Raw genomic sequence first — 17,632 nt, 5'->3', positions numbered from 1 at the left:
ACCCGCCACACCCCGCACTGCTTGCCGGAGGCAATAACCTCAGACGAGGCGGCGGTCGGTGGCCCAGCGGGTGAGTTCGTGGCGGTTGGAGAGCTGGAGCTTGCGCAGCACCGAGGACACGTGGGTCTCGACGGTCTTCACCGAGATGAACAGCTCGCGCGCGACCTCCTTGTACGCGTAGCCGCGGGCGATCAGCCGCAGTACTTCCCGCTCGCGCTGCGACAACCGGTCCAGGTCCTCGTCCACCGAGGCGATGTCGATCGCCCCGGAGAACGCGTCCAGCACGAACCCGGCCAGCCGCGGCGAGAACACCGCGTCCCCGTCCGCGACCCGGCCGATCGCGTCGACCAGCTCGGCGCCGCTGATGTTCTTGGTCACGTACCCGCGGGCGCCGGCCCGGATCACGCCGATCACGTCCTCGGCCGCGTCCGACACCGACAACGCCAGGAACTTCACGTCCGGGTGCCGCTGGTGGACCTGCTTCATCACCTCGGTGCCACCGCCACCCGGTAGGTGTACGTCGAGCAGCACCACATCCGGCTCGGTCCCGACGATCGCCTTCACCGCGGTGTCGACGTCGGAACCCTCCCCGACGATGTCGACCGCGGTGCCGATCTCACTGCGCACCCCGGCCCGGAACATGTCGTGGTCGTCGACGACGACAACGCGCCTCTGGCTCATCTGTCCATCTCCAGTCGCACTTCAGTGCCTGTCTCCGGGTCGGACCGCACCGTTGCGCGGCCGCCGTGCCGTTCCATTCTTCCCATCACACTGTGCCGCAGACCGAGTCGATCGTCCGGCACGCCGTCGACGTCGAATCCCTTGCCCCGGTCCCGGACGAACATCTCCGCCCGGTCGCCGTCCACCTCCACGAACACGTCGATCTTGTCCGCACCGGAGTGCTTGGCCGCGTTCACCATCGACTCGCGCGCGGCCCGGACCATCGACGACAGCGGTTCGCTCAGCTCACAGTCCCCCACCGTCACCACCTCGACCGGTAGGCCGTGCGAGTCCTCGACCTCGGCCGCGGCCCGCTTCACCGCGCCGGCCAGAGTCTGGTCGGTCTTGTCGTCCTCGTCGTACAGCCAGGACCGCAGTTCGCGCTCCTGCGAGCGGGCCAGCCGGGCGACCGCGCGCGGGTCGTTCGCCTGCTTCTGGATCAGTGCCAGCGTCTGCAGCACCGAGTCGTGCAGGTGCGCGGCCATGTCGGCGCGCTCCTGCGAGCGGATGCGCTCGGCGCGCTCGGTGTTCAGGTCGCGGGTCAGCCGGTGCACCCACGGGCCGGCGATCACGCCGAGGCCGACCACCGCGAGCAGCAGCGCGACCAGGACGTCGCCAACTATCGAGAGCCGGCCGTTCTGGACGAGGAAGACGGTCACCGCGGTACCGATCAGGATCAGCCCGACGGCGATCCGCACCAGCGACTTCCAGCCGCCCTTGCCGAGCACGAGACCGAGGATCGGGACCCGGACCGACTGCGCCCACTCGTTCTTCTGGCTCTCGTCGGCCTGCCGCCAGATCAGCGCCAGACCGGTGCCGGCGAACACCAGCGGCCAGAACATCTTCCCCGCGATCCCGAGCCCGGCGACCTGCAGCAGGAGCAGTACGCCGACGCCGACGACCACCAGCGCCGTCACCTGCCCGCGGCTCTTCTCCTTCTTCCGCTCCTTGGCCTCGGTGACCGGCTGCGGCGGGGGCTGGTCGGTGCGCAGGCCACCCCGGGTATGCGCTGCCAGCCCGGGCGCAGCCGGCATCGCCGTCGTGGCCAGCGGCATCAGGAACCAGAGCGCGGCGTAGATCAGTACGCCGAAGCCGCCGAACACCGTGGCCGCGATCAGGATGAGCCGGACGACGGTGTCGGACACGCCGAGGTGGTCCGCGACCCCGCCCGCGACACCGGCCACGACGCGTCCTTCGGTCCGGCGGTACGCCCGGCGAACCGGTGGCGGCTCGGATCCCGGCTGCTGGCCGGACTGAGCGCCGTACGGGGACTGGCCGGCCGGAGCGCCGTACGGCGGGCAGTACGGCGGCTGGCCGGGCTGGGTGCCGTTGTAGGACGCGTAGGGGCCCTGGTACTGTCTCGGGCCCTGCGGGCCCCAGCCCTTGTACCGCCACGGGCCGTCGCTCTGGCCGTGCTGGGCCTCGGGAGGGGTCTCCGGCGTGGAGGACCCGCCCGTGGGCGCGGCGGCGGCTGACTGGTTCATCCCCATGATCGTCACACGCGGACCGGGCCGACACCAGCAGGCTTGTCCCTAGGCGTCTCCTCAGCACCCGTCCGGCCGGGTCAGGGTCGACCCGGGGAGAACCCCGAGCGGCCCGCTCCCGGGAGCCGACCCCGGGGTCGCGAGAGGGGGATCCCCGATGTTGTCCGGGCGGGCGCGGGGAGACTATCGATGGCATGGAGCAGAACTCGAGTGGACCCGGTGGCTTCGACCGCGGCGGCCTGCAGAACGTGCAGAGCTGGCAGCGCAGCCGGTCGGACCGGATGGTGGCCGGCGTCTGCGGCGGAATCGGCCGCGCCCTGAACATCGATCCGGTGCTGGTCCGCGTGGTGATGGCAGTCCTCATCCTCAGCGGTCCAGGGGTCGTCTTCTACATCGCCGCCTGGGTGCTGATGCCCGACGAGGGCAGCGAGCGGTCCGCGGCGCAGGGTCTGCTCGGCGACAAGGTCCGCCCGGACCACCCCTGGCTGTGGCCGATCGTGATCGGCGCCTGCGTGTTCGTCGCGATCGCGATGATGTCGTCGTTCGACTTCGGCCGGTTCGTGCCCGGGCCGCTGATCGTGCTCGCGGTGATCTGGGTGGTCGCCTCCCAGCGCAAGAAGCTCGGCCGGAACCAGAACCAGTACCAGAACCGGGCACCGGCCGACCGCGGCTGGTCCGGTCCGCAGCAGTGGGCCGGCCCCGGTCAGCCCGCACAGTCCGGCCGGCCCGACCCGACCTCGACCGCTCCGTCGGGTCAGCCGGCCGGCTCGGCACACCTGCCTCCGCAGACCGGCCCGTCAGCTCCCCCGGCGGGCCCGTCGTCCTCGGCCACACAGCGACCCCAGGACCGCACCGTCGAACCGGTCCAACCTGTGTGGACCGAGGACGACCCCCTCGGCCTGTACGTCGACGAGCCGACCGCAGGACCGCCTCCGGCCACCGCCAGGCCGTCGGAACCGCCGGCCAAGGGCATGCGCGGGGTGAAGTCGATCATCGTCGTCCTCACCGGTGCCGCGATCGCGATCGCCTGGGCGGCCGGTGCGGCCACCTCGACCATGCTGGTCATCGGCCTGGCGGCACTGGGCGCGGGCATGCTGCTCGGCGGGTTCCTCGGCCGCACGCTGGCGCTGCTGCCGCTCGGCATCCTGCTCGCGGCCGGTGCGGTGGCGAGCACCCTGTTCCCGGAGGTGCCGCGCAACTTCGCGGACACCAACTACGTCGCGCCCGCCGGTCAGACGGTCACCGCCGACAGCAACAACTACACGTTCGACGCCGGGTCGGTGCACCTCGACCTGACCAAGGCGACGTTCGCGCCGGGCGCCCGGATCGAGGTGCACGGCGGAGTCGGCGAGGTGGTCGTCAAGGTCCCGCAGGACGTCGACGTCGAGGGGCAGTTGTCCGCCGAGATGGGCGACCTGGCCTGGCTGAACGAGCACAAGGGCGGCCATAATGCCGAACTGACGATCAAGGACCTGGGTCCCGACGGCACCACGGGACCGCAGACGGTCACCCTGGACCTGGACCTGAAACTGGGCAGCATCAAGGTGGAGCGCGGATGATGGGGAAGCCGAAACCGGACGTTCCCGGCATCATCGCCGGCACCGTCCTGTCCGGCGCCGCCACCCTCTGGATGCTCACCGACAACGGCGTCCTCCAGACCGACGACCTCGGCGTCACCTCAGCCCTCCTCCTGGTCGCCGCCGGCGTCATCGGGCTGGCCGCCTCCCACCGCAGCTGACCCGGCTGGTCCGTCCGTAACTCGGTGGACCCGCCGGCTCGTCGTTCCCTAGGCTCACTCCCATGTCCAGCCCCGAGGCCAGCAGACCGTAGCCACCGGCGTTCGGTGGCCCGACCCGCTCCGAACCGCCGGCGATGCCGGCCGCTGTCCCCTGCCCGGTCCGCACACAGGCACTCGCCCTGCGCGGACCGGCCGGCCGCGGCCTGTCCCGCGGCGGCCCGGGCCGCCGCACCTCATCGACGTGGTTGCGGAGTCCTTCCATGCCTTTCGTGCTGTACCTGCTCGGCCTGGCCGTGTTCGCCCAGGCGACCTCTGAATTCATGCTGTCCGGCCTGGGCCCGGACATCGCCCACGACCTGGGCGTCTCGATCCCGGCCGCCGGCTGGCTCACCTCGGCCTTCGCGGCCGGCATGATCGTCGGCGCACCCGCGATCGCGCTCCTCGGTGCGCGCTGGCCACGCCGCCGTTCGCTCCTGGTCACGCTGACCGTGTTCCTGCTGGTGCACGTGATCGGCGCACTCACGACCAGCTTCACCGTCCTGCTGCTCACCCGGGTGATCGCCGCGCTCGCGAACGCCGGCTTCCTCGCGATCGCCCTCGCCACCGCGACCACGCTGGTCCGGCCGGACGCCAAAGGGCGCGCGACCTCCGTCCTCCTCGGAGGTACGACGCTGGCCTGCATCGCCGGCGTACCAGCGGGCGCTGTCCTCGGCCAGCACCTCGGCTGGCGGTCCGCGTTCTGGGCGGTCGCGATCATCTCGCTGCCGGCCTTGCTCGCGATCCTGCGCACGGTCCCCGCCGCCCGCACCACGGGTCCGGCGACAGCCGGCGGATTCCGGGTCGGCCGGCGTCTGGCCACCCTGCTGCTGCTCGGTGCGTTGGTGAACGGGGCAACGTTCTGCTCGTTCACCTACCTGGCGCCGGTGGTGACTGAGGTTTCCGCGCTGGGCGACGGATGGGTACCGGTGATGCTCGCCCTCTTCGGCCTCGGCTCGTTCGCCGGCGTCACGCTGGCCGGCCGGTACGCCGACCGCCGTGACAACCGCCTGATTTTCGTTGCCGGGAGCACCTTGCTGGTGGGCTGGTGCGTCTTCGCGCTGACCGCCTCCAGCCCGGCCGCGGCCGGCGTCCTCGTGTTCACCCAGGGGCTGTTGTCGTTCGCCGTCGGCTCGACGCTGATCTCGTCCGCCCTCTACGCCGGGTCGGAGTCACCTGTCCTGACGGGCGGCCTCGCCACCGCGTCGTTCAACGTCGGCGCGGCGCTCGGTCCGGCGCTGGGTGGGGTCGCGATCACCGCGACCGGCTACCGCGCACCGCTGTGGGTCAGCACGTTGCTGGTCGGTACGGCGGTAGGCGTCGCCGGAACGCTTCAACTCCGGGCCCGGCGGGCCGCTCGGCGGGAGACGTAGAGCCGGGCCTTCTCCGACGTACCGCAGATCTCCATCGAGCACCAGCGCCGGCTGCCGTTCTTCGACTGGTCGAGGAACAGCCACGGGCAGCCGGCGCACCGCTTGATCCGCGCCGCCCGCGGTCCGGTCAGCAGTGCGTAGGCGGCGTGCGCCACCGGCCACAGCGGCGAGTCCGGCAACTCGAAGCGCCACGACGGCTGCAACTCGATCAACCCGGCGCGACCGATCGCGGTCGTCACAAACGGGCGCAGGCCCTCCCAGCCCTCCAGCCGGCCACCGCCCGCGACCGAACCGGCCGTGCAGTTGATTGCTTCGCGCAACGAATGGGCCCGCCGGACGACGGCCGCCGCCGGGCGTGGCGCGGTGGTGTGCAGGAGCCGGTCGGCCTCGTGCTCGGTGATCAGCGATACCCGCAGCGACCACCACAACAGTGCGTGATAGTCGGCGATGTGGTCGTGCCGCTGCGGTCCGAGCGGGTCGTCGACCGTGTTCGCGAAGTCCAGGGCGAGATCACCCGCGATCACCGGGAGTTCGCGGATCCCGTCCGGCAGCTGGGGTGTTTCCATCAAAACCCAGTTTACCAGTTTTGCGAACGAACTGACTGGGCACCTGTTTCTAGCATGAGCGGTTTGACTGGAAACACCCCGGCACGGGCCGGTGGCTGGACAATCGTGTGCGTAGCCCAGTTCGTGGTGGTGCTCGACGCCACGATCGTCACGATGGCGCTGCCGGCGATCGACGCCGACCTCGGGTTCGGCCCGGTGGGTCTGCTGTGGGTCTTCACCGCCTACACCGTCGCGCTGGCCGGTCTGCTGGTCCTCGGCGGCCGGGCGTCCGACCTGGTGGGTTCCCGGCGGATGTTCCGCGCCGGGCTCGCCACCTTCACCGCCGCGTCACTGGCGTGCGCGCTGGCCTGGTCACCCGCGGTCCTGATCGCCTCCCGGCTGCTTCAAGGCTTCGGCGCGGCCCTGCTCGCACCGGCCGCTCTGGCCGCACTGTCCGACTCGTTGCCCCCGGACGCAGCGCGACGGGCACTCGGCTGGTGGACCGCGGCCGGAGCCGGCGGAGGTGCGAGCGGCTGGGTGCTGGGCGGCGTACTCACGCAGCTCGGCGGCTGGCGCTGGGTGTTCGCCGTCAACGTCCCGATCGGACTGGTCGCGCTCCTCGTCAGTCTGCGAGTCCTCACCGGTCGCGGCCGGACCACCCCCGTCCGCTCTCTCGATGCACCCGGCGCCTGCCTGATCACGACCGGCCTCGCGCTCACTGCGCTCGGCCTGTCGGAAGTCGCCCACGACCCGACCGCCCCACGCGGCTGGATGGCCCTGGCCGGTGCAGCACCGCTGATGGTTCTGTTCGCACGCATCGAACAGGGCTCACCGCAGCCACTCCTTCCAGGCACGCTCGCGCGGACCCCCGGCGTACTCGGCGGCAATCTGACCGCGGCCGCGGTGACCGCGTCGACGTCCCCGCCGATGCTCACCGCAGCCCTGTACGTCCAGGAGCGACTGCCACCCGCCCAGGCCGGGCTGATCTTCCCGGCGTTCAACCTGGCCGTCATCGGCGGGTCACTAGCGGGACCGCGTGCCGCCGCGCGCCACGGCACGCGCCGGATGCTGGTCACCGGATTCATCGGCATCGCCCTCGGCGTGGCCCTCCTGCTGCTCCTCCCGGGGGACGACGTACCGCTCGCCGTGCTCCTGGTCGCGTTCGCGGTCATGGGCGTGAGTCTCGGCCTCGCGTCCGTGTCCTCGACCACGGCCGGTACGGCGGAAGTCGCCGACGGCGAGCGCGGCGTCGCAGCCGGCGTACTCACGTCGTCGGCGCAACTCGGCACCACGCTCGGCCTGGCGCTCTGCGCGCCCGTGACCGCTGCGGCCGACCCGATGACCGGCTACCGGTTCGGCATCCTCATCGGCATCGCCGTCGCGTTCGCCGGCGCTGTGGCGGCGTTCACAGTGCCCCGGGCAGTACGGCGTCCCGCAAACGATCTCCGCTAGGCTCTGGACCGCCGAAAGCGGCCCCGGCCGCGGATCAGTACCCGAGGGGTCCGGGTGAAGCGGGCCCCGTGGTCACAGGAGTTTCGATGGTGCGCGGCACCGTGAAGTGGTTCAACGCCGACAAGGGCTACGGTTTCCTTGCCGTCGACGGACAGGACGACGTCTTCGTCCACTGGAGCAAGATCGTCTCCGACGGCTACAAGACGCTGGAGGACGGTCAGCAGGTCGAGTTCCAGATCGTCGACGGCCCCAAGGGCCGCGAGGCCGACGCCGTCACCCCGGTCTGACTCACCCGGGCAACCGATTGCCGACACCTCGTCATCAGCCCGCTCCCGAAGAACCAGATCACGCCGGGCGCGAACGCCGGCCCGAACAGCCCATAGCCGACCGCGGTGACGGCGGTACGGCGGTACGCCGCGCTCGTGGCCGGGCTGACGGGAGCTTCCGAGATCAGCACGTTCTCGCACGCCATCCCGGCCGCCGAACTGGAGGCGTTCCACCGGGCCCTGCATCGCGAGAACAGCTACTTCGCCGCCACCCGCGAGCTGTCGAGAGGCTGCTCACCCGGGTACCACCCGCTTAACGGCCGAGCCCGAAACGGATGACGAGCTGCCACAACAGGCAATTGTGTCCGAGCGGTTGACTTCACCACGGGCCGAAGGATTATTTTCGGACAGGACCGTAAATGGTCGTCAACCGGAGGACCGCAATGCGATCAGCCCGCTCGCTCATCGCGGTGACACTCGCCGCCCTTCTCGTTACGACGCTGACCACCCCCGCCGGCACCGGACCGTCCGCCCCGGCCGGCCCGCCGACCGCGACCGTCACCTCTCTCGGTACGCCGCTGTCCGACGTACTGCTGATCGGCGGCACCGTCGCGCCCGGGCCGAACGGCAAGACGGCGATCTGGAACGTCTCGACCAGCGACCCGGCGTACCTGAACGCCATCGACCCCGTCACCGGGACGCCGCTGGTGTCCGCGCCGCTCCCCGGCGCCGGCGGCAGCTACGCCGTGGCCGCGGCACCCGACGGCACGATCTACACCGGCACGTACAACAACGGTCACCTGTACCGGTGGAAGCCGGGATCGGGGAACACCGTCGAAGACCTCGGCCGCCCGATCGCGACCGAGACCTTCATTCAGCGGATCACCACCGACGAGCGAGGCAACGTGTACGGCGGCACCTACCCGAACGGCAAGGTGTTCCGGTACGACCACGCGACCGGCGCGGTCCGCGACTACGGCCAGCTCAAGGCCGGCCAGACGTACGTCAAGAGCATCGACTACTGGAACGGCAAGATCTACGGCGGCACCATGCCCGACGCCCATGTGCTCGAGCTGGACGTGGCGTCCGGCGCGGTCACCGAGCTGCCGGCGCCGCCGGGGCTCGGCGACCCGTCCGACAAGACCGTCTACGACCTGAACACGCGCGCCGGTCGCGTCTACGCCCGGATCAGCACCGCCTTCCCCGGCCCGCTGTACGTCTGGGACATCGCCTCCCGGACCTGGGTGGACGAGATCCCGAACGCCCACGGCCTGGACGTCTCCCCGGTCGGCGACAACGGCGAGATCTACCTGATCCAGGCCGGCGAGCTGAAGAGGTACGACCCGGCGGCCAAGACGCTCACCGGCACCGGCCTGACCTTCACCGGCCGGATCCAGAACACCCGCTCGATCGGCTGGGCCGAGCTCGACCTGCCCGACTACCCGGGCAAGAGCATCGTCGGCACGCTCTGGCGGGGTGAGGAGTTCCGCTACAACCCGCAGACCGGCGAGTCCGAGATCTTCCAGACCTCGGTCCGGCGCGAGCCGATCGAGATCCTGTCCGTGGCCGGCGGCAAGGACAACGTCTACGCCGGCGGCTTCCTGAACGGCGGGGTGTCGGTGGTGAACCCGGACACCGGCGCGGCCACCTTCCACCGGTTCTCCCAGACCGAGGCGCTGCTGGAGGGCAAGGACGGCAACCTCTGGATCGGCGCCTACCCCGACGCCCGGGTCTACACCTACGACCTGACCAGGCCGTGGAGCAGCCCGGAGTACTCACCCGGACCGCCCGGCACCCCGGACAACCCCCGGCAGGTGCTGAATCTCAAGCCGGACATCTTCCAGACCCGCGCCCGGGCGCTCGCCGAGGTGGACGGCAAGCTCGCGGTCGGCACCGTGCCCGACGGCGACCGGCTCGGCGGGGCGCTCGTCATCCACGACCCGAAGACCGGTACCTCGCAGAAGTTCCGCAACGTGGTCCAGGACGAGAGCGTCTTCGGCCTGACCGCCCGCGGGGGCATCGTGTACGGCGGTACGTCGATCGTCGGCGGGCTCGCCACCACGCCGCCGACCCGGACCGAGGGCACCGTCTTCGCCTGGGACGTCAGGCGATCCCGCAAGCTGTGGGAGACCGTGCCCGTGCCCGGCGCGATCACGGTCTCGTCGGTGACCTTCGGCCCGGACGGCCTGCTCTGGGGCGTGGCCGGCAAGACGGTCTTCGCGGTGAACCCCCGGCGCGGGACAGTGGTCACGTCCTACGTCCTCGGGACGACGACCTCCAGCGGGGACATCGTCGCGACCAGGGACGCGGTCTACGTGAGCATCGATCTGAACAAGGTCTTCCGGATCGCACCGGGCAAGGCGCCGGCGCTGCTCGTCGACAAGGCGCACCGCCGGCTCGGCGTCCGGAACGATCGCCAGCTGCTGCTGACGCACGGCGCCGAGCTGTTCCGAGTTGATATCAGCCGTTGACAGCCGAAATTCCACCCAGCTACTTTCGGTCCTGACCGTTATTCGGTGTTTCTACTTCCGGCCCTGACTTCCGGACACCCAGGGGGTGCGATGAATTCCACCGTCCGCCGCATCGCGGCACCACTCACGGCCCTAGTGCTGGCCGCTGCTCTCAGTTCGTGCGGCGACGACTCGGGCGGCTCCGACTCGGGGGCCAAGAAGTCCGTCACCCTGTGGATGTATCCGGTGATCGGCGACCAGGCCGCCAGTACGGCGTACTGGAAGAAGGTCGAGACGGACTTCGAGGCCGCCAACGGCGACATCGACCTCAAGATCGAGGCGCAGACGTGGGACAAGCGGGACGAGAAGCTCGCGGCCGCGTTCGCCGGCAAGAAGGGGCCGGACGTCGTCCTGCAGATCCCCGACCAGTTGCCGCAGTACGTCCGGAACGGTTCGTTCGAGCCGGTCGACGACGTCGTCGAGCCCGAGAAGGACAAGTTCCTGCCGGCCGCGCTGCCCGGCCTGACCGTGGACGGCAAGGTCTACGCGGCGCCGATCTACCACACCGTCACCACGACCATGTACAACCAGGCGATCCTGGACAAGGCGGGCATCAGCAAGCCGCCGGAGACCTGGGACGAGGTCAAGGCCGCGGCACCGAAGATCAAGGCGGCCGGCTTCTCGACGCTGGACTACTCCGCCTCCCCGGAGGCGACGCTCAACCTGAACTTCTACCCGTTGCTGTGGCAGGCCGGCGGCAAGGTGTTCAGCGACGACGGCAAGTCGGTCGCCTTCAACCAGGCGCCGGGGCTGGAGGCGCTGACCTTCCTGAAGAGCCTGTACGACGCCGGCGCGATCCCGAGGAGTGCACTGACCAACGCCAACCTGGTGACCGACCAGCCGTTCGGCAAGGGCCAGGTGGCGATGGCGATCACCAGTACGCCGGCCGACGCCAAGACCGTGGCGGCGACCTGGGGGGCCGCCAACGTCGTCGTCGGGAAGCCGCTCACCGGTGCGAAGCAGGTCAGCTTCGGCCTGCCCGGCGGGCTCGCGGTGAACGCCGCCTCGGAGAACGTCGACGAGGCGAAGAAGTTCCTGTCCTTCATGATCCAGCCGGCCCAGGTCGAGGGTCTGAGCAAGGCCTCGGGTTTCTTCACCCCGCGCACCGACGCGCAGACGCCGGCCGCCGACCCGGCCGGGCAGCAGTTCGCCGACGCCCTCAAGTACGCCGTACCGGGTGAGCCGAACGCGTCCGCCCGTCAGGTGATGTCGCTGCTGAGTGTCGAGCTCCAGGCCGTGCTGACCGGCAAGAAGGCACCGCAGCAGGCGCTCGACGACGCCGCGAAGCAGGCCAACGACCTCCTGTCGAGACAGCGTTGACCGACGCCCGGCAGACGCCGGACACGGCCACGGGCCGGGCGGGGCCCGTGGCCGGCCGACCGGCGCCCACCTCCCAGTCCCACCGCGCTTCGTCCCCAGGACGGCGGCGCTCGCTCCGCCGTCCCTGGGTCGGCCTGCTGTTCGTCGCCCCGATGCTCCTGCTGTTCCTGGCGTTCCGGTTCCTGCCGGTGGTCGGTGCGGTCCTGCTGTCGCTCACCGACTACCGGCTGAGCGGCCGCTGGGATTTCGTTGCTGTCGACAATTACACCCGGCTGCTGCAGGACGGCCTGTTCCACCAGGCCCTGGTGGTCACGCTCACCTACACCGCGGTCTTCGTCCCGCTGACGGTCCTGCTGTCCCTCGGCACCGCCGTACTGCTGCACCAGGTCGTCTGGGGACGCGGCTTCTTCCGCGGTGTGTTCTTCCTGCCGTACGTGACCAGCATCGTGCTGGCCGCGGTGATCTGGAAGTGGATCTACGACGCCCAGGACGGCCTGATCAACGCCGTCCTCGGGCTGGTGTCCATCGGTCCGGTCGACTTCCTCGCCGAGTCCGGCCTGGTGCTCCCGTCGATCGCGGTGACGTCGGCGTGGAAGGGCTTCGGCTACTCAATGCTGATTTTGCTCGCCGGGTTGCAGGCGGTCCCGCGCTCGTACCTGGAGGCCGCGATGATCGACGGCGCCGGCACCTGGCAGCGGTTCCGCTACATCACCCTGCCGCAGCTGCGCCCGGTACTGTTCTTCGTCCTCGTGATCGAGACCATCGGCGCGTTCCAGGTCTTCGACGCGATGTACGTGATGACCGGCGGCGGACCGGTGCGCTCGAGCTACTCACTCGTGTACTTCCTGTACGACAGCGGCTTCAAGTACTTCGACTTCGGCTACGCCAGCGCGATCGGCCTGGTGCTGTTCGCGATCGTGCTCGTCGTCTCGCTCGTGCAGCGACGGCTGGTCGGGAGGGACGACTGATGGTGAACCTGCTCGAACGACCACGCGCCCAGGACACGGCACCCCCGCCGAGGACCGAGAGCCGACCGGCCGCCCGGCTGACACTGCCGACGCTGCTGACGCTGACCGCGATCGTCACCATCGTGCCGTTCGCAGCGATGGTCCTGGTCGCGTTCGCACCGCCCAGCGGCCAGACCTTCCCGGACGCGCTCGACCCGACCCGCTTCACCTCCGAGAACTTCAGCCGGGTGCTGTCCAGTTCGGACATCCCCCGCTGGACGATCAACTCGCTGCTGTACTCGCTGGTGTCGGTCGTCTTCGTCCTGCTGTTCGCGGCGATGGCGGGCTACGCGTTCGCGAAGAAGCGGTTCCCGGGCCGGGAGATCATGTTCTGGGCGTTCCTGGCCACGCTGATGGTCCCGTTCCAGGCGACGCTGATCCCGTCGTACATCCTGGTCTCCAGACTCGACTGGGTCGACAGCTACTGGGGACTGATCGTGCCCACACTGGCGAACTCGCAGAGCGTCTTCCTGCTGCGCCAGTTCATCAGCCAACTCCCCGACGAACTCTTCGAAGCCGCCGAGATCGACGGCGCCCCCGAGTGGCGGATCTTCACCCAGATCGTGCTGCCGCTCATCCGCCCGGCGCTGGCCACCCTCGGGATCTTCGTCTTCCTCTGGCACTGGAACGACTTCCTCTGGCCCCTCGTCATCGGCCAGTCCGGCGAGATGCAGACGCTGACGGTCGGCCTCGCCACCCTGCAGACCCAGGCGGTCCCCATCAACCAGATCATGGCCGGCGCGACGATCACCGTCGTTCCGAGCCTGCTGGTCTTCGGGTTGCTGCAGCGGTATCTGACCGACAGCATCGCCATGAGTGGGTTGAAGGCCTGAGCGAGCGTGGCCGCATCCGGTGTCGGGGGCTTGGACAGACGACGGAGGGCTTGAACACGGAATAACCTGTTCACGGCCCCCACGGCGTGGGCAAGCCCCCGACGACGGGCGACCGCCGCTCCGGGCGCCCACGCAGCACGAGTGGGTCAGACCAAGTTCCCGAACGCCTCGATCGACCGCAGCGCGTCAGCCTGCGACAACCCCGGCGGTTGCATCCGCAGGATGATGCCGTCAGCACCCATCTCCTCGTACTGCGCGAGCCGCTCGGCGCACTCGCCCGGGGACCCGATCACGCTGCGGGCCGCGATGTCGTCCCAGCCCTGCGTGTACCGGCTCGCATCCGCCGACGTACGTTTCCAGCCGGTGTAGGCGTCGTACAACGCCCGCAGCGGCTCCTCCAGCACCCGGCGGGCGTCCTGCGCCGTCGGAGCGCAGAACCCCTCCCGGCACAGGATCACGTCGCGGCCCAGCGAAACCTCCCCGGCCGGATACGACCGATACTCCGCGATCTTCGCCGGCAGATCGGCGTCGAGTTCGTTGAACGACGTCGTCCACCCGTCACACATCCGCGCGGTCCGCTCGAGCACAGCCGACACCCGCCCACCGTTCCACAGCCGCGGACGGGGGGTTTGCACCGGACGCAGCGACAGGAACGCCTCGCGGATGCTGGTGAACTTCCCGTCGTACGTGACCTCGTCCGACGTCCAGAGCCGGGTCAGGATCGTGAGGCACTCCTCGAACCGCGCGACCCGCTCGGCCTGCGTCACGCCGTACAGCGCGAACTCCTCCGGCCGATACCCGAGCACGAACCCCGCGGTCAGCCGCCCACCCGACAGTACGTCGATGTGCGCCAGCGTCTCAGCCAGTACGACGGGATCGTAGAGCGGCGCCACGATGCCCGACGTGGCCAGCCCGATGCGATCGGTCCTGGCGGCCAGGTAGGTCAGCGAGGTGAGGATCTCGTGGTACCCGGGCCGGTGCAGGTGCCGTTCGCCGAGCACGATCCACTCGAACCCGGCCTGCTCGGCGAGCCGCGCCTGCTCGACCGCGTCCTCGAGCCGCGGCCGCTCGTCGGGCCTGCCGTAGAGGTTGAGATAGAGCCCCAGCCGCATCAGGTGCCACCTTCCGTTGACAGAGTGCGCTCACGGTATTTACGGTCTTGACCGTAAGTCCTTTCGCGCCAGATTGCGACCCGGAGGAGCCGGATTTGAGCGTCGTACCCCATCCGGCCGGGTTGCCGGCCCGCACCGACCCGGCGTCGACCACCTCGGGGCCGATCAGTGCGGTCAAGACCCGCGTGGTCAGTGCGCCGTACCGGCGTCCGTTCCAGATCAGCAGCGGGATCAGCACCGAGCTCGTCAGCCTGCTGGTCGAGGTGCACACCGCCGACGGCGCGATCGGCATCGGCGAGACGTCGCCGATGACGGCGTACACCGGGGAGACGCTGGCTGGGGTCACCGCCGCAATCGAGGAGCATCTCGCTCCGGCACTCATCGGGCACGACCCGCTGGACCGGGCCGGAGCCCACCTGGTGATGGACTCCGTACTGCGCGGCCAGCACGTGGCCAAGTCCGGCCTGGACATCGCCCTGTACGACCTGGCCGGCCGGGTGAGCGGCTGGCCGGTGCACGTGCTGCTGGGCGGCAGCATCCGCGACCGCGTGCAGACCACCTGGGTGGTCGGGCTCGGCACCCTCGACGAGATGGCCGCCGAGGCCGCCGAGTACGCCGACAAGGGCTTCCGCCACCTCAAGGTGAAGGGCGGGCACGAGCCGGCCAAAGACCTCGAGCTGGTCCGAGCAGTCCGTGCGGTCATCCCCGCTGACGCCGAGCTGTGTCTGGACGCCAACGAGGGGTACGACGCGGCCACAGCGCTGCCGTACCTGGCCAAGATGGCTGACGCCGGGCTGAGTTTGCTGGAGCAGCCGCTGCCGCGGTGGGACCTGGCCGGGCTCGTCCGGCTGCGTGAGCGTCTCGACGTCCGGCTGATGGTCGACGAGAGCATGCACTCGCTGCACGATGCCCTGGAGATCGCCCGGCGCGGTGCGGCCGACGTGCTGAACATCAAGATCCTCAAGGTCGGTGGACTGCACAGAGCCCTGCAGATCGCCAACGTAGCCGAGGCCGCGGGCCTGGCGGTGAAGGTAGGCTCGATGCCCGAGCTGGGCGTGGCCACCCTGGCCGCCGTCCACCTGGCCGCCGCCGTACCCGGTGCCACCGTGGCTGCCGACCTGGTCGGGCCGTTGATGGTGCACGAGGACCCACTGGCCCCGACCGTGTTCGCCGACTGCGACGGCTGGATCGACGTACCCACGAGCCCAGGCCTCGGCCACGACGTCTGAGAGGTCCGATGCACGCACTCGTCGAGCAACTCCGCGGCACCCTGCTCCCTGCCGTCGTCACTCCGATGGACAACGACGGTGTGGTCGCGTACGACGCCTTGTCCGCGTACGCCGGCCGCATCGCGACCGAGCCGATCGGTGGGGTCGCGGTGTGGGCCCACACCGGCCGCGGGCTGTACCTGTCGCCGGCAGACCGGTCCAAGGTGCTGGAGACCTGGCGGCAGGCGACGGACGCGCCGATCGTGGCTGGAGTCGGCGTACCCAGGGCTCAGCCCGCACACACGCTGCAGAAGGCCGCAGACGCGACTGTGGCGATGGCGCTGCAGGCTGCGGCGGGTGGAGCTGACGCGGTGATGGTCTACCCGCTAGCGGCCCTTGGAGACGAGCCTGACGGCCATGCGCAGGCTGTTGCACTGCACGAGCGGGTGGCGACCGAGAGTGGGCTGCCGCTGGTCGGCTTCTATCTGCACGGCGAGGCTGGCGGATACCCGTACCTGCCGGAACTCATCCGCGACCTGCTCAGCCTGGACGCCATGCTCGGGGTCAAGACGGCCACACTGGACCGCGCCATCGGGTGTCAGGACGCTATCTGGGCCGGCCGCGGCACCGGCAAGCTTCTGATCACCGGTGAGGACCGTATGTTCGGCCCGTCGTTCATGTGGGGCGCTGACACCGCTCTGGTCGGGATTGCCGCGGCACAGGTCGAGCTCTCGGCCGCAGTACTGCGCACTTGGTCCTCAGGTGACCACAGTGGCTTCCTGACAGCTTCAGACCGGCTGGACCGCTTCGCCGCGGCGACTTTCTACGCACCGATCGAGGGCTACGTGCAGCGCATGCTCTGGGCCGCGGTGTGGGAGGCCCTGCTCCCCGAGGACGCGGCCCACGATCCGTACGGGCCGGACCTGCCCACCCCGGAGCGAGAGCTCGTCGTCCGCTGTCTCGAGGAGCTCAGCCACTATCCTGCGAGTTAAGGGCCCGACCAGAAGTCGTCGAAGGAGTGCCGTGCAGATCGAACCGGCGGTGGTCTGAATGGCCCTGACAGTCGGTGTCATCGGCCCGGAGGACCTGGTCCACCGCGTCGTCGCGGTCGGTCCGCCGAGCGGCACGACCCTGCTCCCGCTGCCGTACCACCATGAGACCGAAGCGGTCGAGGTGGTCGAGCAGTCCCACGAGAAGGTCGACGCGATCCTGTTCACCGGCGTCGTCCCGTACACCATCGCCACCGAGGCCGGGGTGATCGACCGCCCGGCGATGTACGTCTCGTACGACGGTGCCACCCTGCTGCGCGCACTCGTCGAACTCCTCCGGCTCGGCCACAACGTCACCCAGTTCTCGATCGACACGCTGCGCCGCAGTGAGGTCCTGGAGACGCTGATCGAGGCCAAGATGCCGACCGACCAGATCCACGTACTCCCGTACCGCCCCGGGCTCACCTCGGACGACATCGTCGCGTTCCACCGGTTCGCGCGGGACAAGCACGACACCAAGGTCGCGATCAGCTGCCTCGGCTCGGCCTTCCACCTGCTCGAGAACGAGATGCCGTCGGTCCGGCTCGCGCCGTCGCGCTACTCGATCCGCTCCACGCTGCAGGCCCTGGTCCTGACCACGACCGGCCAGCACGTCGGCGACGCCCAGGTCGCGCTCGGCATCATCGACCTCCCCGAACCCGACGACGCCCTCGCCGCCGACCTCATCACGCTCGGCGCCAGCCTGGCCGCCCTCCCCGACGGGCGCCACCTGGTCGTCACCACCCGCGGCGTCCTCGAGCAGGCCACCGAGCAGTTCACCCACATGCCCCTGCTCGACCACCTCGCGTCCCGTCACGACACGGCGTACGTCGGCTTCGGCGTCGGTCGTACGGCGGCCGAGGCCGAAGCACTCGCCCGTCGCGCCGCCGGCCGGGCAGCGTCCATCGGGTCCGTCGCCGGTGTCGTCTCCATGTCCGACGACGTCGAGATCGTCATCGAACCCACCGGTGACCAGCCCGCCACCGCCCGCAGCCCCGAG

Annotated in this window: 17 protein-coding genes; 13 read left to right on the top strand and 4 right to left on the bottom strand. The window is 70.1% G+C overall.

Going from position 1 to position 17,632, the window contains the following annotated elements; all coding sequences use genetic code 11:
- Positions 1-39: 39 nt before the first annotated feature.
- Together E1218_RS05715 and E1218_RS05710 are read right to left on the bottom strand one after the other, a co-directional pair.
- Positions 40-681: a response regulator gene (locus E1218_RS05715; RefSeq protein WP_132316980.1), complete on the bottom strand. Its 642-nt coding sequence runs from the start codon at positions 679-681 to the stop codon at positions 40-42.
- Positions 678-2,204: an ATP-binding protein gene (locus E1218_RS05710; protein ID WP_132316978.1), complete on the bottom strand. Its 1,527-nt coding sequence runs from the start codon at positions 2,202-2,204 to the stop codon at positions 678-680. Before E1218_RS05710 ends, E1218_RS05715 begins: the two co-directional genes overlap by 4 nt.
- 194 nt (positions 2,205-2,398) lie before the next feature.
- Between E1218_RS05710 and E1218_RS05705 the strand changes: the two genes are divergently transcribed.
- From E1218_RS05705 to E1218_RS05695, 3 genes are all read left to right on the top strand, one after another.
- Positions 2,399-3,763: a PspC domain-containing protein gene (locus E1218_RS05705; RefSeq protein ID WP_132316976.1), complete on the top strand. Its 1,365-nt coding sequence runs from the start codon at positions 2,399-2,401 to the stop codon at positions 3,761-3,763.
- A complete protein-coding gene (locus E1218_RS05700; protein ID WP_132316974.1) occupies positions 3,763-3,942 on the top strand; it encodes a hypothetical protein in 180 nt (59 codons plus the stop codon). Before E1218_RS05705 ends, E1218_RS05700 begins: the two co-directional genes overlap by 1 nt.
- 260 nt (positions 3,943-4,202) lie before the next feature.
- A complete protein-coding gene (locus E1218_RS05695; protein WP_132316972.1) occupies positions 4,203-5,351 on the top strand; it encodes a Cmx/CmrA family chloramphenicol efflux MFS transporter in 1,149 nt (382 codons plus the stop codon).
- Here E1218_RS05695 and E1218_RS05690 read toward each other — a convergent pair.
- On the bottom strand, positions 5,312-5,917 hold the full coding sequence (locus tag E1218_RS05690; RefSeq protein ID WP_132316970.1) for a CGNR zinc finger domain-containing protein: 606 nt from the start codon (positions 5,915-5,917) through the stop codon (positions 5,312-5,314). The genes E1218_RS05695 and E1218_RS05690 overlap by 40 nt on opposite strands.
- A gap of 63 nt (positions 5,918-5,980) precedes the next feature.
- On the opposite strand from E1218_RS05690, the gene E1218_RS05685 reads away from it, so the two are divergent.
- From E1218_RS05685 to E1218_RS05655, 7 genes are all read left to right on the top strand, one after another.
- Positions 5,981-7,348: an MFS transporter gene (locus tag E1218_RS05685; RefSeq protein ID WP_165949139.1), complete on the top strand. Its 1,368-nt coding sequence runs from the start codon at positions 5,981-5,983 to the stop codon at positions 7,346-7,348.
- A gap of 86 nt (positions 7,349-7,434) precedes the next feature.
- Positions 7,435-7,635: a cold-shock protein gene (locus tag E1218_RS05680; RefSeq protein ID WP_132316966.1), complete on the top strand. Its 201-nt coding sequence runs from the start codon at positions 7,435-7,437 to the stop codon at positions 7,633-7,635.
- Between the two features lie 105 nt (positions 7,636-7,740).
- Positions 7,741-7,953, top strand: a complete 213-nt coding sequence (locus E1218_RS05675; protein WP_132316964.1) for a hypothetical protein — start codon at positions 7,741-7,743, stop codon at positions 7,951-7,953.
- A gap of 104 nt (positions 7,954-8,057) precedes the next feature.
- Positions 8,058-10,085: a ligand-binding sensor domain-containing protein gene (locus E1218_RS05670; protein ID WP_132316962.1), complete on the top strand. Its 2,028-nt coding sequence runs from the start codon at positions 8,058-8,060 to the stop codon at positions 10,083-10,085.
- A 90-nt stretch (positions 10,086-10,175) separates the two neighbouring features.
- Entirely contained in the window at positions 10,176-11,444 is a 1,269-nt protein-coding gene (locus tag E1218_RS05665; protein ID WP_132316960.1) for an ABC transporter substrate-binding protein, read from the top strand.
- Positions 11,445-11,596: 152 nt separating this feature from the next.
- Positions 11,597-12,412, top strand: a complete 816-nt coding sequence (locus E1218_RS05660) for a carbohydrate ABC transporter permease (protein WP_132316958.1) — start codon at positions 11,597-11,599, stop codon at positions 12,410-12,412.
- The gene (locus E1218_RS05655) at positions 12,412-13,284 is read left to right on the top strand and encodes a carbohydrate ABC transporter permease (protein ID WP_132316956.1); all 873 of its coding nucleotides are present in this window, start codon (positions 12,412-12,414) and stop codon (positions 13,282-13,284) included. The genes E1218_RS05660 and E1218_RS05655 overlap by 1 nt, the downstream gene beginning before the upstream one ends.
- Before the next feature lie 146 nt (positions 13,285-13,430).
- Here the strand turns inward: E1218_RS05655 and E1218_RS05650 are convergent, their stop codons facing one another.
- Positions 13,431-14,396 carry an LLM class flavin-dependent oxidoreductase gene (locus E1218_RS05650; protein ID WP_132316954.1) on the bottom strand — a complete coding sequence of 322 codons (966 nt, stop codon included), beginning with the start codon at positions 14,394-14,396 and terminating at the stop codon, positions 13,431-13,433.
- 95 nt (positions 14,397-14,491) lie between these two features.
- On the opposite strand from E1218_RS05650, the gene E1218_RS05645 reads away from it, so the two are divergent.
- From E1218_RS05645 to E1218_RS05635, 3 genes are all read left to right on the top strand, one after another.
- Positions 14,492-15,625 carry a mandelate racemase/muconate lactonizing enzyme family protein gene (locus tag E1218_RS05645; protein WP_233712029.1) on the top strand — a complete coding sequence of 378 codons (1,134 nt, stop codon included), beginning with the start codon at positions 14,492-14,494 and terminating at the stop codon, positions 15,623-15,625.
- Between the two features lie 8 nt (positions 15,626-15,633).
- On the top strand, positions 15,634-16,596 hold the full coding sequence (locus tag E1218_RS05640) for a dihydrodipicolinate synthase family protein (RefSeq protein WP_132316952.1): 963 nt from the start codon (positions 15,634-15,636) through the stop codon (positions 16,594-16,596).
- A gap of 58 nt (positions 16,597-16,654) precedes the next feature.
- A partial coding sequence (locus E1218_RS05635; protein WP_132316950.1) for a hypothetical protein occupies positions 16,655-17,632 on the top strand: 978 nt, incomplete at its 3' end.

Source organism: Kribbella turkmenica (genome assembly GCF_004348725.1).
GTDB classification, from domain to species: domain Bacteria; phylum Actinomycetota; class Actinomycetes; order Propionibacteriales; family Kribbellaceae; genus Kribbella; species Kribbella turkmenica.
This window is presented reverse-complemented; position numbering and strand designations above follow the sequence as displayed.

Coding starts and splice junctions, on each gene's coding strand:
- E1218_RS05655 (WP_132316956.1), top strand. CDS start 12,412: ATGGTGAACCTGCTCGAACGACCACGCGCCCAGGACACGGCACCCCCG.
- E1218_RS05665 (WP_132316960.1), top strand. CDS start 10,176: ATGAATTCCACCGTCCGCCGCATCGCGGCACCACTCACGGCCCTAGTG.
- E1218_RS05705 (WP_132316976.1), top strand. CDS start 2,399: ATGGAGCAGAACTCGAGTGGACCCGGTGGCTTCGACCGCGGCGGCCTG.
- E1218_RS05700 (WP_132316974.1), top strand. CDS start 3,763: ATGGGGAAGCCGAAACCGGACGTTCCCGGCATCATCGCCGGCACCGTC.
- E1218_RS05660 (WP_132316958.1), top strand. CDS start 11,597: ATGCTCCTGCTGTTCCTGGCGTTCCGGTTCCTGCCGGTGGTCGGTGCG.
- E1218_RS05680 (WP_132316966.1), top strand. CDS start 7,435: ATGGTGCGCGGCACCGTGAAGTGGTTCAACGCCGACAAGGGCTACGGT.
- E1218_RS05640 (WP_132316952.1), top strand. CDS start 15,634: ATGCACGCACTCGTCGAGCAACTCCGCGGCACCCTGCTCCCTGCCGTC.
- E1218_RS05690 (WP_132316970.1), bottom strand. CDS start 5,917: ATGGAAACACCCCAGCTGCCGGACGGGATCCGCGAACTCCCGGTGATC.
- E1218_RS05650 (WP_132316954.1), bottom strand. CDS start 14,396: ATGCGGCTGGGGCTCTATCTCAACCTCTACGGCAGGCCCGACGAGCGG.
- E1218_RS05715 (WP_132316980.1), bottom strand. CDS start 681: ATGAGCCAGAGGCGCGTTGTCGTCGTCGACGACCACGACATGTTCCGG.
- E1218_RS05670 (WP_132316962.1), top strand. CDS start 8,058: ATGCGATCAGCCCGCTCGCTCATCGCGGTGACACTCGCCGCCCTTCTC.
- E1218_RS05695 (WP_132316972.1), top strand. CDS start 4,203: ATGCCTTTCGTGCTGTACCTGCTCGGCCTGGCCGTGTTCGCCCAGGCG.
- E1218_RS05710 (WP_132316978.1), bottom strand. CDS start 2,204: ATGAACCAGTCAGCCGCCGCCGCGCCCACGGGCGGGTCCTCCACGCCG.